12 protein-coding genes are annotated in these 13,781 nt (G+C 60.3%); 5 read left to right on the forward strand and 7 right to left on the reverse strand.

The window, feature by feature from the left end; all coding sequences use genetic code 11:
• Positions 1-21: 21 nt before the first annotated feature.
• Positions 22-801, forward strand: a complete 780-nt coding sequence (locus RM190_RS14495; RefSeq protein WP_311760172.1) for a hypothetical protein — start codon at positions 22-24, stop codon at positions 799-801.
• A 236-nt stretch (positions 802-1,037) separates the two neighbouring features.
• Entirely contained in the window at positions 1,038-1,754 is a 717-nt protein-coding gene (locus RM190_RS14500; RefSeq protein ID WP_311760173.1) for a hypothetical protein, read from the forward strand.
• Here the strand turns inward: RM190_RS14500 and RM190_RS14505 are convergent.
• The 7 genes from RM190_RS14505 to RM190_RS14535 all read right to left on the reverse strand — a co-directional run bounded on the left by RM190_RS14505 (position 1,719) and on the right by RM190_RS14535 (position 9,962).
• On the reverse strand, positions 1,719-3,044 hold the full coding sequence (locus tag RM190_RS14505) for a tyrosine-type recombinase/integrase (protein WP_311760174.1): 1,326 nt from the start codon (positions 3,042-3,044) through the stop codon (positions 1,719-1,721). The genes RM190_RS14500 and RM190_RS14505 overlap by 36 nt on opposite strands.
• Before the next feature lie 512 nt (positions 3,045-3,556).
• Positions 3,557-4,570 carry a TRAP transporter substrate-binding protein gene (locus RM190_RS14510; RefSeq protein WP_311760175.1) on the reverse strand — a complete coding sequence of 338 codons (1,014 nt, stop codon included), beginning with the start codon at positions 4,568-4,570 and terminating at the stop codon, positions 3,557-3,559.
• A gap of 43 nt (positions 4,571-4,613) precedes the next feature.
• On the reverse strand, positions 4,614-5,891 hold the full coding sequence (locus RM190_RS14515) for a TRAP transporter large permease (RefSeq protein ID WP_311760176.1): 1,278 nt from the start codon (positions 5,889-5,891) through the stop codon (positions 4,614-4,616).
• Positions 5,888-6,424: a TRAP transporter small permease gene (locus RM190_RS14520; RefSeq protein ID WP_311760177.1), complete on the reverse strand. Its 537-nt coding sequence runs from the start codon at positions 6,422-6,424 to the stop codon at positions 5,888-5,890. Before RM190_RS14520 ends, RM190_RS14515 begins: the two co-directional genes overlap by 4 nt.
• Positions 6,424-7,590 carry a fumarylacetoacetate hydrolase family protein gene (locus RM190_RS14525; protein ID WP_311760178.1) on the reverse strand — a complete coding sequence of 389 codons (1,167 nt, stop codon included), beginning with the start codon at positions 7,588-7,590 and terminating at the stop codon, positions 6,424-6,426. The genes RM190_RS14520 and RM190_RS14525 overlap by 1 nt, the downstream gene beginning before the upstream one ends.
• Positions 7,591-7,745: 155 nt before the next feature.
• Entirely contained in the window at positions 7,746-8,462 is a 717-nt protein-coding gene (locus RM190_RS14530) for a FadR/GntR family transcriptional regulator (RefSeq protein WP_311760179.1), read from the reverse strand.
• A 42-nt stretch (positions 8,463-8,504) separates the two neighbouring features.
• The gene (locus RM190_RS14535; RefSeq protein WP_311760180.1) at positions 8,505-9,962 is read right to left on the reverse strand and encodes an FAD-binding oxidoreductase; all 1,458 of its coding nucleotides are present in this window, start codon (positions 9,960-9,962) and stop codon (positions 8,505-8,507) included.
• Between the two features lie 129 nt (positions 9,963-10,091).
• On the opposite strand from RM190_RS14535, the gene denD reads away from it, so the two are divergent.
• Genes denD through RM190_RS14550 form a run of 3 tightly spaced genes read left to right on the forward strand, consistent with a single transcriptional unit; the run spans position 10,092 to position 13,758 of the window.
• Positions 10,092-11,075, forward strand: a complete 984-nt coding sequence (gene denD / locus RM190_RS14540) for a D-erythronate dehydrogenase (protein ID WP_311760181.1) — start codon at positions 10,092-10,094, stop codon at positions 11,073-11,075.
• A gap of 11 nt (positions 11,076-11,086) precedes the next feature.
• On the forward strand, positions 11,087-11,977 hold the full coding sequence (locus tag RM190_RS14545) for an NAD(P)-dependent oxidoreductase (protein WP_311760182.1): 891 nt from the start codon (positions 11,087-11,089) through the stop codon (positions 11,975-11,977).
• Positions 11,974-13,758: an IlvD/Edd family dehydratase gene (locus RM190_RS14550; RefSeq protein ID WP_311760183.1), complete on the forward strand. Its 1,785-nt coding sequence runs from the start codon at positions 11,974-11,976 to the stop codon at positions 13,756-13,758. Before RM190_RS14545 ends, RM190_RS14550 begins: the two co-directional genes overlap by 4 nt.
• The last annotated feature ends 23 nt before the right edge of the window (positions 13,759-13,781 follow it).

The following is a 13,781-nucleotide window of genomic DNA, read 5'->3' on the forward strand; positions in this document are numbered from 1 at the left end:
CAGGCGTATGCCTAAGCCTCCATGATTATGCCCAAGTGTCCGGTCGAAAAGGGGGCCAGTTCACTCACCAAAGATGAAACCACGAAGAACGCTGTAGCCAGAGCCAAGGAGCTTCTAGACGGAAGAACTAAGGCGGTTAAGGAAGCTACAGACAATGATGTAGAGCGGGTACTTACAAGCTTCTTTGCTTATGGTGGCAATGAATACCAGATCATCCTGGATCAAGTGCCAGAGCAAGACAGACCGCTACTCGCGGAGTGTCGTGAAGCACTAACGGGTGAAGTTCTACAACGAACAACTGGAAGGAATGGGTTCAAACTCAAATCTAGTTGGTTCAACATTTATGAAACCGAAACACCAACTGGCAATAGTCGCTATCGTGTAGACACCACCTATCGGTCAGTCATTCTTGATGATAGCTACACCAACACTCCATTAGATCAAATTCTAAGTTTCAACCATCAACGTTGTGGTTACATCAAGGTAATCAGTCCATACACCCAAACCAAATGGCTGGTATCTTGCCAAGCTCCTGCAAGCAGGTGGCATGGTGTAGATGTAGAAGATGAAATGCTTACATTTGAGTGGCTAGAGATTCACAACAAACTAGTACAGGATAATCGGTACAATCGGAGCATCGCTCCATATAATCATGACACCTTCCTTTGCCATGACGTAGATCAAGCTGTACGCGCTCTCAACATCTCCGCCGCCAAAGTCACAGGGGCTGCTTTTCATTATTCCGTAGAGTTCAAAGACGTTCATGGAAGGCAGGGAACTACCTGGGGGTGTAGGGGGTGAAGTCGGAAATTTCCTGTAGGTCGCATTCGCTGATGGGTAACTGCTCGGTGAATATGTTCTAGGAGCCAACTTATCGTACCGTGCGATGGCAGTGGCGGCCTTCCCTATGCCATCCTACCTTAGAGTGCTTAAAGACGCTGTACGGTACGCTCCGCCCCTTTTCTTCAGTTGAACCTACGTGCAATGCGTCGCATAAATTATATAGTCGAGGGCACTCGCGGAGCTAGTAGATTTCTATGACCAGTCCTGACGATGAGGCGCAACGCCTAAGAGAGCAACTACATCGCAATCAGATCATCACGGCGGTTATCGCTGCTGCGCTGGTAGCTTTTGTAGTTGCTGCTTACCTAGGTGCATTCAGTCGAACTGAGTTCAAGGAAATTCCTGATTGGGTATCTGCACTTACATCGGTAGTTGCTGCGGCTATTAGTGCTTATGCGGTCTATTTGGTTGCTAGAACGCTTGAAGCTACAAAAGAAACTCTTAAAGCCACCCAAGAGATGGCGGCGGATACTAAACGAATTGGGGATGCGCAGATTAGGCCGTGGGTTCTGTTAAGCAACTATGAGGTCATCAATACGGCGTTTGGCCCTGAGGTTCTGGCGAGATTTGCAAACTACGGTTTCTCACCTGCCTTGCAGATCTTCTACGAAATTAAGGTTGAGTGCTATAGGTCTGTTTACTGGATTGGTGACAATGAGTGCGGTGATGATTTATTAGGCGAATGGATCGCTAAAAGTCAGAGGGAGTATTATTTGGTCCCTTCCGGAGAGGACAATATTTGCGCTCCGATAGATCGAAATAAGATACCTGAGGGAACGAGGTATATTCGAATCAACCTACATTGTCGCTATGGCGATCTTATTTCTGGTAAACTGCTTTCTAAGCGCTACTCTCAAAGCATCTCAAAAGGCGAATCATTGAACGCGGATAAGGCCATTCAAGAACCTTAAGCTTTCTAAGTTATCAGTCTGGTCATGAGAAGAATTTCTAATATGCAATGCAGTTTTTTGCCATTTGAGTTTGTTGATCGTCTCTTTTAGCAAGGCAAAGTCAAGTTTATTTCCTGAATATAGACCATAAGTCATGGTTGGAATATCGTGGCCTAACAGGTTCGCAGACACGTTCTCAGCTATGCCTAACCTTTCCCACTGTGTCGTTACACCCTTCCTGAATGAGTGAAAGACAAGATTGCTACCATAGCCAAGCTTGAGTTTGAGCTTACCAAACCTCTTGCCAATGGCGTTGGACCTGTCACCGTACTTGTTGTAGCTCAGTCCTGAAATTAGATAACCGTCTTTGCTTTCCTTCTTCATTGAAGCCACCAGATCAATAAGATCATCGTGCAGGGGAACAGTTCTCCATCCTGTTTCGGTCTTGGCATCTTCAATGAGGATTCGATCATCCTTAGCGGATTCAAGCTTTAGGCTGCAAAGTTCTTCAATCCTACAGCCCGTGAACGCTCCCAATTGAATGAGATTGGAAAGTTGGGCATCTTCTTTCTCCTGGCTTGCTTCAAGTAGCTTCTGGTAATCGTCAGGTTCGAAATGCCTTCTTCGCTGCGCTACTTCTTGCTTTCTGGTCATTGTCCTTGCAGGAACTACATCCTTGAAGGGTTCGGAGAGCTTTAAATCCTTCTTGTCTACAAGGTATTTCCAGTATTGCCTGAGATTCGAAACGATTCGCCTACATGTGGCAACTGATAGGCCATCTTCAGCAATAAGAGTCTGTTCCACCCAGTCCTTAACTTCTCGATTTGTAGCGTCTTCGGCACATTTGAATTTCTTCAGGAAGCGTTTAATGTCCGACATTCTCATGTCTTTGGACTTTGCCTCAAGATGGTTCAGTGTCTTTTCATAGTCTGAAAGGTGATGTTTGAGAGGGAACTTCTTACCGTGCAGCACAGCCAGCAGTTCATGCCGGTTCTGTTCCAGTTCCTTTAAATCTTCCTTCGACTGAGGCGAAAGAATCAAGGCAAGCTCAGTAGGATCAGGCTTCACCTTGGCGGTCATCTTCTGTCTGACCAGAACGACCCTATCCAAGTTTGTGGAGCTTCCCCGAGCGGCTTCAATCTCAGCCTTCCACTGGGCTACAAAGGCATGTTTCCTGACCTCTGCCACCTTCAGGGAGTCCGTTTGTAGGCTCTGAATGAACCTGGGCTTGCCCAGCTTAACCCTGAGGGATCTTGGGACCTCTACAACGCAGTACCAGCCCTGACGGCGCTTCTGTAGGTATTGGGGCACGATCGAGCCTTTCAGTGAGCTAACCACACACGCTAACCACACACGTTGACCACTTTAACCTTATGTACATCAAGGAGAATAATGGGTTAGGACCTTAGATCATCCCATCCCTTCGTCTCCGCCACCTTTCAACCCCGCCAGCGCTTGATATTCCGGATGGGTCAGGCTTGCTCAAAATGGCGGTGGTCCGGTTACTTCCTGCCGGGATCAATCGGAGAATCTGTCTCGTGACTGGGCGCAATAGTCCCACATGAGCCTTCGCTATCACTGACACTGTCGTCCCGAAAATTCAGATCGCTTGCATCGGTGCTTTGCCCGGTCGGATCGGCCCTCATGCTAGGGAGCGTCCTACCCTTGCGTACCGCACCAGCGGGCTGTCGTGTCGCCTGGGACGACCGTCCCGGCAGCGCCAAAAGGAAACCGGCCGCATGCTGTGGCATGCGACCGGTCGGGTTGGCGTCGGCGTGCAGACGCCGGTCGGAGGCCCACGCCAAGGGCGCGGGCAGTTCCGGTCAGTTCTTGGCGCGGATCTCGGCCAGCGATTTCTGGACCGCGTCGACGACGTCCGCGCCGATCTCGGCCTTGTGCTTCTCGTAGACCACTTGCGACTTCTCAAGCATGCGGGCCTGTTCTTCGGGGGTGATCGTGTTGAACTTCAGGCCGGCCGCCTCGACCTTCGCAAGCGAGGTCTTGTTCAGCTCCTGAATGACCGAGCGCTCTTCGTCGCGGCCGACCGCAGCGCAGTCACGCAGGGCCTGCTGCTCTTCGGGCGCATAGGTGTTGAAGATTGCCTTCGAGAACAGGAACAGGAACGGCGTGTAGGCGTGCTTGGTCTCGCTGACGTAGTTCTGCACTTCGTAGAACTTCGAGGTGTCCAGCGTCACATAGGGGTTTTCCTGCGCGTCGATCGCCTTGGTTTCCAGTGCCGAGAAGACTTCGCCGAAAGCCATCGGGGTCGCGTTCGCACCGAAGTTCGAGAAGGTGTCGAGGAAGATGTTGTTCTGCATCACGCGCAGTTTCAGACCTTCGAAGTCTTCCCATTTGGTGATCGGCTGTTTCGAGTTCGAGACGTTGCGGAACCCGTTTTCCCAGTAGCCGAGGTTGACGAGGCCCGCCGCATCCAGCTTTTCGTTCAGAAAGTCGCCGAACTCGCCATCCATGACCTCATAGGCTTCCTCGTTGCTGCGGAACAGGAAGGGCAGATCGAAGACGCCAAGCGCCGGGACGATACCGACCAGCGGCGAGGAGGAGGTCACGACCGCCTCTTGCACGCCCGAGCGCAGGGCCTGCGTGGCCTGAAGGTCGCCGCCAAGCGCGCCGCCCCAGAAGCCGGTCATCTTCATCTTGCCGCCGGTCTTTTCGTCCAGGCAGACCTGCATGGCCTTCATGCCGTTGTTGACCGGGTGATCTTCGTTGATCCCGTTCGAGACGCGGAAGTTGCGGTCCTGAAAATCGGCCAGTGCCGGGGTTGCCGCCCCAAGCAGGGTCGAGACGAGAAGGGCGGCCTTGATTGCAGTGCTTTTCATTTGGTTTCCTCCCAGGAGATGGAAAAGCGAAGATGGAATGGTGTCAGTAGAGCCAGCTTGCCGGAACCGTCACGATCTGCGGGAACAGGACCAGCAGGAACAGGACGAGGGTTTCGGCGATCAGGAAGGGCCAGACACCGGTGATGACCTTGCCCAGAGGGATCTTGCCGACGCCGCTGACGACGTTCAGGACGACACCCACAGGCGGGGTCAAGAGACCGATGCAGCAGTTCATGATGAACATGACGCCGAAGTAGATCGGGTCGATCCCGGCCTTGACGACGATCGGCAGCAGCACCGGCGTCAGGATCAGGATGGTTGGCGTCAGGTCCAGTGCCGTGCCCACGATCAGGATCAGGACCATGATGGCGAACATCAGCAGTTTGGGGTTGTCGATCAGCGGCTCGATATAGCCCGTGATCTCGTTCGGGATATTCGCGGCGGTGATCAGCCAGGCCGACACCAGCGCGGCGCAGACGAGGAACATGATCGCGGCGGTGGTCTTGGCGGCCGAGAGCAGCACCTTGGGCAGTTCGGAGGGCTTCAGTTCGCGATAGACGAACATGCCGACGAACAGTGCGTAGAAGGCTGCGACGACGGCGGCTTCGGTGGGCGTGACGACGCCCATCTTGATGCCGCCCAGGATGATGACCGGCATGCCAAGCGCCCAGGCCGCGCGCGCCGCCGAGCGGCCGCGATCCGGCCAGCTGGCTTTCGGCAGGCTTTCGATCTTGTCCTTGCGGACGACCAGCAGCCAGGTGACGAGCAGCGACAGGCCCATCAGCACGCCCGGCACGATCCCGGCCATGAACAGCTTCGAGATCGACACGTTTGCCGAGACGCCGAAGACGATGAAGGCCATCGACGGCGGGATGACCGGCGCAATGACGCCGCCTGCAGCGATGAGGCCCGCCGAGCGCGGCACGTTATAGCCGGCGCGCGCCATCATCGGGATCAGGATCGCGGCCAGCGCCGCGGTATCGGCAGCGGCCGAACCCGAAATCGAGGCCATGATGATCGCGGCGACGATCGCCACGATGCCAAGGCCACCCCGGATATGTCCGACGCAGGCAATCGAGAAGTCGATGATGCGCTTGGAGAGTCCGCCCGCATTCATCAGTTCGCCCGCCAGGACGAAGAAGGGGATGGCCAGCAGCGTGAACGTGTCTGCGCCGATCATCATGTTCTGGGCAATGATCTGGGTGTTGAACATGCCCATATAGGTCATGAGCATGACGCCGCAGAAGATCAGGGCAAAGGCGACCGGCACACCGATGGCCATGGCCCCGATCAGGGAAGCGATAAAGACGATCAGGGTCATACTGCGCGCTCCGCGAGCTCTTCGACGCTGTGGAATTCACCGGCGAAGGCGGCGATCTCGGCGTCGGTGATCTTGCCGGTCAGCAGCCGGACAAGGCGCTCAAGCGTGATCAGGATGATACAGGTGGCTGTGAAGATACCGGTTCCGTAGACCCAGGACATCGGAATGCCCGAGACAGGGGCAAGCATGCTGTTGTTGATCGGAAGCTGTTTCCAGGTCCCGACAAACAGCACGCCCGAGCAGCCGATGATCATGAGGTCGGACAGCCCCATCATAAGCATGCGACCCTTGCGGCCGAGCATGGCGACAAAGGTCTCCATGCCCATGTGCAGGTTGTGGCGATGGGCGACGACGGCGCCGATGAAGGTCAGCCAGACGAAGAAGAAGCGCGAGAGCTCTTCGGTGACAGGAATCCCCGAGTTCATCGCGTAGCGCATGACCACGTTGACAAAGACCATCAGCGCCATGCCCCCGATCAGGAGGATCAGCACACCGTCCAGAACGCGGTCGAAAAGCTTGATTGCGGTTTTCATCAGATCTTCCCTCCCAGTCCGCGCTTCACCAGGTTGCGCATCAGGTCACGGGTGCCGAAATCCCATTCCGGGCAGGCATCCGACCGGTCGACCCAGTTCACCAGGCTGCCAAGGCGCGGGGTCGAGATCTCGACACGGTCGCCGATCTCGTGGGTGAAGCCCTGGCCCTTGCCGCGGCGGTCCTTGACCGGGGCGAACATGGTGCCAAGGAACAGCACCGCGCCGTCGGGATACTGGTGCGAGCGGTTACGCATCTGCCCGACCAGATCGGCGGGCTTGCGGCTGATTGCTTCCAGCGGGCTTTCGCCGGTCATCTCGAAGCCGTCCTCGCCCTGAACCAGTAGGGTGACGACGACCTTTTCGACCACGTCCAGCGTGAATTCGCCGTCGAACAGGCGGATGAACGGACCGATGGCGCAGGACGCGTTGTTGTCCTTGGCCTTGCCCAGCAGCAGGGCCGAACGACCCTCGACATCGCGCAGGTTCACGTCATTGCCCAGCGTCGCGCCAAGGATGGTGCCGTCCGAGCGTGTGACCAGCACCACTTCGGGTTCCGGGTTGTTCCATTCCGAGATCGGGTGCAGCCCGACCTTGTCGCCGCAGCCGACCGAGGACATGGGCTGGGCCTTGGTGAAGATCTCGGCATCGGGGCCAATGCCCACTTCCAGGTATTGCGACCACAGGTTCATTTCCTGCAGCAGCGACTTGACCTGACGGGCCTTGTCCGAGCCGGCCTGCACGCCACGCAGGTTTTCCCCGATGACGGGGGCCAGACGAGCGCGGATTTCCTGGGCGCGGCCACTGTCGCCGCGTGCCTGTTCCTCGATCACGCGTTCCAGCATGCTGTCGGCAAAGGTGACGCCCGCGGCCTTGATCGCCTGCAGGTCCACCGGCGCCAGCAGCCGTCCGGCGCTGCCATCCAGGAATTCGTCAAGATGGCCAAGCCGGGGCAGATCCTCGGCGGCGACGCGCGTCAGAAGATCCGGGGTTTCCAGCAGCCCCGAGACGGTGGCGGAAATTCCGCTCAGATCGAAAACATCACCATTGCGCAGAATGACCGGGCAGGGGCCTTCGGCCGCCTGCGACCAGACCCGTCCGACCAGGACCGCGCGATCGGCGTCATCGGGCAATATCCCGACCGCCTTCAACGCTTGAGTTGAAGTCAAAGCAAACCTCCCTCCTACGCGGCGCCTCCGTGCCGCGTTGACACATGCGGTGTCAGACAACCTTATGACCGGATAACTAGCCGCCGAGCGACTTTCTGTCCACCGTCAAAGCAGAGTCGGGTAAAATTCGCTTAAAGATATGATTGTATTATGATTTAATTGTAAAACCGCAGGGCAAGGCCGACTCGTTGTGCCGATCCGGTCAGGTGAAATCGCATGGCCTGCCGCGCGGCAACCGGATCGCGGGCCCGGATCGCGTCGCGGATGGCGGTGTGTTCGGTGATGGTGATGGCCCGGATTTCATCAGGCATCGTCTGTTCCCGCGCCGCGATGATCACATGCCCGACCCGGTCCGCGATCGCGCCGATGAATTGCGGGAAATATTCGTTCCCAGTCGCCTGCGCGATGATGCGGTGAAAGTCCAGATCGGCGGCCACACCTTCGGTATTCCAGTCAAGCGGCAGGGCGATGCGGGCAAGCGAGTCGTCCAGCTGGATCAGGTGTTCGGCCCGGTGATGTGCCGCGGCGATCCCGGCGGCCTCAATCTCCAAGGGTACGCGAAGCTGGAAAAGGTCGCTGAAGGCGTGCTTGTCCATCCGCTGGCCATCCTCCAGCCGGATATGGCGGAACTGGCGCTCGACGACGAAGGCGCCGACGCCTTGGCGCGTCTCGACCAGTCCTTCGTTGCGCAGCTGCGCAATGGCTTCACGCACCACGGTTCGGCTGACGCCAAAGCTTTGCGCCATCGCATGCTCGGTCGGCAGCTTGTCGCCGGGCTTCAGCGCGCCGTCGTGGATCCGCTGCGCGAATTGCTTGGCAATCCGCGTCGGCAGATGCGTGTTGCGTTCGATCTGTTCCATTCCCTGCTGCATGTTTCGCCTCTCCCCCCTGCCTTGCCTTATTCCCGTGACGGATCAGCGGGGATCAAGCTGGCAGCCGGGATTCATCCGGCCGTCCGGGTCGATCCCGCGCCGGATCGCCAGCAGAAGCTGGCGCTGCGCCTCGGGCAGGCGGGCTTCGAAATCGGGCTTCTTCAGGCGCCCGATGCCGTGCTCCGCACTGATCGACCCCTTATAGCCATCCAGAACCGTATTCACGATCTTCTTCGCCTGCTTGATCTGCGGATCGATGCTGTCCGCCCCCAGCGATGTGTCAGGCATCACGTTCAGGTGCACGTTTCCGTCGCCGACATGGCCGTAGGACACGCTGACGCAGCCGGGCATGTCTCTGGCGATCGCGGCTTCGGCCTCGGCCACGAAATCGGCCAGCTTCGACAGCGGGACCGAGACATCGGTGCGCAGGTGCTTGCCACGGCGGGCCTGACCCTCGTTCATGCCTTCGCGGATCAGCCACAGGTTCTGGGCCTGTTGGCGGGACTGGGCGACGACGCCGTCGATAACCAGCCCGTCCTCCATGGCGCCCTCCAGGAAGCGCGCCATCAGGTCGTCGATATCGACCAGACCGGAGCCCGAGATTTCGACCAGCGCATAGGCCGGGTGGCTGGTATCGATCGGGATCTGCAGGCCGGGAATCCCCTCCTGCGCCAGTTGGAAGGCCAGCGGCGGCAGGAATTCAAAGGCCGACATCAGGTCGCAGCATTGCTGCCGCGCGCGCCGATACAGCGTCATCACGTCCGGCAGGCTGTTCAGGGCCAGAAGTGCAGTTGCGACATGTTCGGGGCGGGGCAGCAGCTTGACCGAAATGGCGGTGATGACGCCCAAGGTGCCTTCGGCGCCGATGAACAGCTGCTTCAGGTCGATGCCGCGGTTGTCCTTGCGCAGTTGCGACAGCCCTTCGAAGACGGTGCCGTCGGGCAGAACCACCTCCAACCCCAGAACCAGTTCCCGGGTCATGCCATAGCGCAGCACGTTCACGCCGCCCGCATTGGTCGAGACGTTGCCACCGATCTGGCAGCTGCCCTGCGCGCCAAGCGCCAGCGGGAAAAACAATCCGGCTTCCGCGACGGCTTCCTTGAAAGCCTCAAGGACGACGCCAGCCTCGACCACGGCCGAGAAGTCCTCGGCGTCGATCTGGCGGATGCTTGTCATGCGCTCAAGGCTGAGAACCACCTGCCTTGCGGGTTGGTCGGGCACGCCGCCCAGGACAAGGCCGGTCCGGCCACCCTGCGGGACCACGTCCAGCCCCAGCGCAGCGGCGGCACGCATCACCGCCGAAACCTCGTCGGTGCTGCGGGGGCGCAGGACGGCTATCGCGTCGCTTTGCACATCGCCATGCCAGTCGCGGCAATAGTCGTGCATCCCTTCGCCGGTCAGGACGATCTGCGGATCCAGCATTTCGGACAGGCGCTGCGCCAAATCCTTACGCCCGCCTTCGCCAGTGGCAAAGCCGGCCGCTTCCAATTGTCGATCCATCTCGCCTGACCCCTCCGGTCGTCCGTCGTGAAAACGACTTGCATCATACAGAGATCAGGTTATCAGACAACCAGATAAATCCGCCCCGGCATGTCGCCGCTGCGGTCTTCATTTTCGGGGGGAACCGGAATGCATATCCTGATCATTGGCGCAGCCGGCATGGTAGGGCGCAAACTCACGCAAAGGCTGGTCGCGGACGGCGCGCTGAACAATCGCCCGCTTGAGGCGCTGACCCTTGTCGACGTGTTCGAGCCGGAAGCACCCGCGGGCTTCACCGGCAAGGTGACCTGCCTGACCGCCGATCTGTCCGACGCGGGCATGGCCGAGCGCCTGATCGCGACCCGCCCCGACGTGATCTATCACCTTGCCGCGATCGTGTCGGGCGAAGCCGAGCTGGACTTCGAAAAGGGCTACCGCATCAACCTGGACGGTACCCGCGCGCTGTTCGAGGCGATCCGTCTGGCACAGAAGGAAGACGGCTACCGCCCGCGCGTGGTGTTTGCCTCGTCCATCGCCGTGGTCGGCGCGCCGCTGCCCTTCCCGATCCCGGACGATTTCCACACCACGCCCCTGACCAGCTATGGCACGCAAAAGGCGATGAGCGAACTGCTGCTGGCCGATTATTCGCGCCGCGGCTTCTTTGACGGCATCGGCATCCGCCTGCCCACGATCTGCATCCGCCCCGGCAAACCGAACGCGGCGGCTTCGGGCTTCTTCTCGAACATCCTGCGCGAGCCGCTGGTGGGGCAGGAAGCCGTGCTGCCGGTCCCGGAATCGATCCGCCACTGGCACACCTCGCCGCGTTCGGCGGTTGGCTTCATGCTGCACGCCGCCGGCATCGATGTCGATCTGGTCGGACCGCGCCGCAACCTGTCGATGCCGGGCCTGAGTGCCACGGTGGGCGAGCAGATCGAGGCGCTGCGCCGTGTCGCCGGGGACAAGGCCGTGAACCTGATCCGCCGCGAGCCGAACGAGATGATCATGCGCATGTGCGAGGGCTGGGCGCCTGGTTTCGAGGCGAAGCGCGCCCGCGAGCTGGGCTTCACCGCCGAGTCGAGCTTTGACGAGATCATCCGCGTCCATATCGACGAAGAACTGGGCGGCAAGCTGTGACCGACGGGAACATGAAACGCATCGCGTTTCTGGGAACCGGGCTGATGGGCGCACCGATGGTGCGCCGTCTGCTTGCGGCCGGTTTCCCGGTAACGGTCTGGAACCGTGCCCCTGAAAAGGCGCAGGCGCTGTCCGCCGATGGCGCGACGGTGGCCGAAAGCCCAGCCGAGGCCGTCGCCGGGGCCGAGGTCGTCTTCACCATGCTTTCGGACGGCCATGCCGTCCGCGACGTCCTGTTCGCGCGCGGCGTGGCCGAGGCGCTGGCACCGGCTGCGGTCATCATCGACACGTCCTCGATCACACCGCAGATGGCGCGGGAACATGCCGGGCAATTGGCGGAGCTGGGCTTTGCCCATGTCGACAGCCCCGTCTCCGGCGGTGTCGTGGGCGCCGAGGCCGGGACGCTGGCGCTGATGGCGGGCGGTGATGCCGCGGTGATCGAGGCGCTGGCGGATGTCTTTGCCCCGCTGGGACGCCTGACCCATGTCGGCCCTGCCGGTGCGGGGCAGGTCTGCAAGCTGGCGAACCAGCAGATCGTCGCCGTCACCATCGGTGCGGTGGCCGAAGCGATGATGCTGGTCGAAGCGGGCGGCGCGGATCGCGCAAAATTCCGCGATGCGATCCGTGGTGGCTTCGCCGAAAGCCGGATCCTTGAACTGCATGGCGGCCGCATGGTCGCGCGGAACTTTGCCCCCGGTGGCCCGTCGCGCCTGCAACTGAAGGATCTGGATGCTGTCGCGGTGCTGGCCGAGGCGACGGGTTTGACGCTGCCCTTGACAGAGACCGTCCGCACCGAGTTCACCGAGTTCGTCGCCGCCGGAAACGGTGACGCGGATCACAGCGGCTTGCTGCTGCATCTGGAAACGATGAATGCGGGCGCCCCCGCACAGGAGAGCAAATGACGACCGGTCATCAGCCACCTCGCCGCCTGCGTTCGCAGGACTGGTTCGACAACCCCGACCATGCCGACATGACCGCGCTGTATCTTGAGCGCTTCATGAACTACGGCACCACCCCCGAGGAACTGCGCTCGGGCAAGCCGATCATCGGGATCGCGCAATCGGGCAGCGACCTGAACCCCTGCAACCGCCACCATCTGGATCTGGCCAAGCGCGTGCGCGACGGCATCCGCGACGCGGGCGGGATTCCGATCGAGTTCCCCTCGCATCCGCTGTTCGAGAACTGCAAGCGTCCGACCGCCGCGCTGGACCGCAACCTTGCCTATATGGGTCTGGTCGAGCTGCTTTACGGCTATCCCTTCGACGGCGTGGTGCTGACCACCGGCTGCGACAAGACCACGCCTTCGGCGCTGATGGCGGCGGCGACGGTGGATATTCCCGCTATTGTCCTGTCGGGCGGCCCCATGCTGGACGGCTGGCATGATGGTGAGCTGGTCGGTTCCGGCACCGTCATCTGGCGCTCGCGCCGGAAATACGCGGCAGGCGAGATCACGCGCGAGGAATTCCTTGAGGCGGCGCTGGATTCGGCCCCCTCGGTCGGCCATTGCAACACGATGGGCACGGCGAGCACGATGAACGCGATTGCCGAGGCGCTTGGCATGTCGCTGACCGGTTGCGCTGCCATTCCCGCCGCCTATCGCGCCCGTGGCCAGATGTCCTACCGCACCGGCCGCCGCGCCGTGGAACTGGTGCTGGAAGACATCCGCCCCTCGGACATCCTGACGCGCGAAGCCTTCCTGAACGCGATCCGGGTGAACTCGGCCATTGGCGGGTCGACCAACGCCCAGCCCCATATCATGGCGATGGCCAAGCACGCGGGCGTCGATCTGCGCCCCGAGGATTGGCAGGCGCATGGCTATGACATTCCGCTGCTGGCGAACGTCCAGCCAGCCGGTGCCTATCTGGGCGAGCGCTTCCACCGCGCCGGCGGTGTCCCCGCGATCATGTGGGAACTGCTGCAGGCCGGGAAACTGAATGGCGATTGCCCGACGGTCAGCGGCAAGACCATGGCCGAGAACCTTGAAGGCCTTGAGGCGACCGACCGCGAAGTCATCAAGCCCTATGCCGATCCGATGATGGAACGCGCGGGCTTCTTCGTCCTCAAGGGCAACCTGTTCGATTTCGCGATCATGAAGACCTCGGTGATTTCCGCCGACTTCCGTACCCGCTACCTGTCGGAACCGGGCCGTGAAGGGATCTTCGAGGGCAAGGCATTCGTCTTTGACGGCTCGGAAGACTACCATGCCCGCATCAACGACCCGGAACTGGGGATCGACGAGCGGTCCATTCTGGTCATCCGTGGCGCGGGTCCGCTGGGCTGGCCGGGCTCGGCCGAGGTGGTGAACATGCAGCCGCCGGATCATCTGATCAAGCGCGGCATCACCAGCCTGCCGACCTTGGGCGATGGGCGTCAATCCGGGACAGCCGACAGCCCCTCGATCTTGAACGCCTCGCCCGAAAGCGCGGCGGGTGGCGGTCTGGCATGGGTCCGCACCGGCGACGTGATCCGTCTGGACCTGAACGCGGGCACCTGCGACATGCTGGTCGATGACGCCGAGATCACCCGCCGCAAGGCTGATGGCATCCCGGCCGTGCCGCCGTCGCGCACCCCGTGGCAACGCATCTACCGCGAGACGGTGACGCAGCTTGAGGATGGCGCGACCATTCGCGGGGCCGAGGATTTCCAGCGCATCTCCTCGACGCCGCCGCGCCACAACCACTGAAACCGGCAACGACGCCGCCCCCT

It is taken from the genome of Paracoccus broussonetiae, from assembly GCF_031854425.1.
GTDB lineage: Bacteria > Pseudomonadota > Alphaproteobacteria > Rhodobacterales > Rhodobacteraceae > Paracoccus > Paracoccus broussonetiae.

Excerpts from the sequence above, each read along its gene's own strand:
- RM190_RS14495 (WP_311760172.1), top strand. The coding sequence starts at position 22 with ATGATTATGCCCAAGTGTCCGGTCGAAAAGGGGGCCAGTTCACTCACC.
- RM190_RS14500 (WP_311760173.1), top strand. The coding sequence starts at position 1,038 with ATGACCAGTCCTGACGATGAGGCGCAACGCCTAAGAGAGCAACTACAT.
- RM190_RS14510 (WP_311760175.1), bottom strand. The coding sequence starts at position 4,570 with ATGAAAAGCACTGCAATCAAGGCCGCCCTTCTCGTCTCGACCCTGCTT.
- RM190_RS14515 (WP_311760176.1), bottom strand. The coding sequence starts at position 5,891 with ATGACCCTGATCGTCTTTATCGCTTCCCTGATCGGGGCCATGGCCATC.
- RM190_RS14520 (WP_311760177.1), bottom strand. The coding sequence starts at position 6,424 with ATGAAAACCGCAATCAAGCTTTTCGACCGCGTTCTGGACGGTGTGCTG.
- RM190_RS14530 (WP_311760179.1), bottom strand. The coding sequence starts at position 8,462 with ATGCAGCAGGGAATGGAACAGATCGAACGCAACACGCATCTGCCGACG.
- RM190_RS14535 (WP_311760180.1), bottom strand. The coding sequence starts at position 9,962 with ATGGATCGACAATTGGAAGCGGCCGGCTTTGCCACTGGCGAAGGCGGG.
- denD (WP_311760181.1), top strand. The coding sequence starts at position 10,092 with ATGCATATCCTGATCATTGGCGCAGCCGGCATGGTAGGGCGCAAACTC.
- RM190_RS14545 (WP_311760182.1), top strand. The coding sequence starts at position 11,087 with ATGAAACGCATCGCGTTTCTGGGAACCGGGCTGATGGGCGCACCGATG.
- RM190_RS14550 (WP_311760183.1), top strand. The coding sequence starts at position 11,974 with ATGACGACCGGTCATCAGCCACCTCGCCGCCTGCGTTCGCAGGACTGG.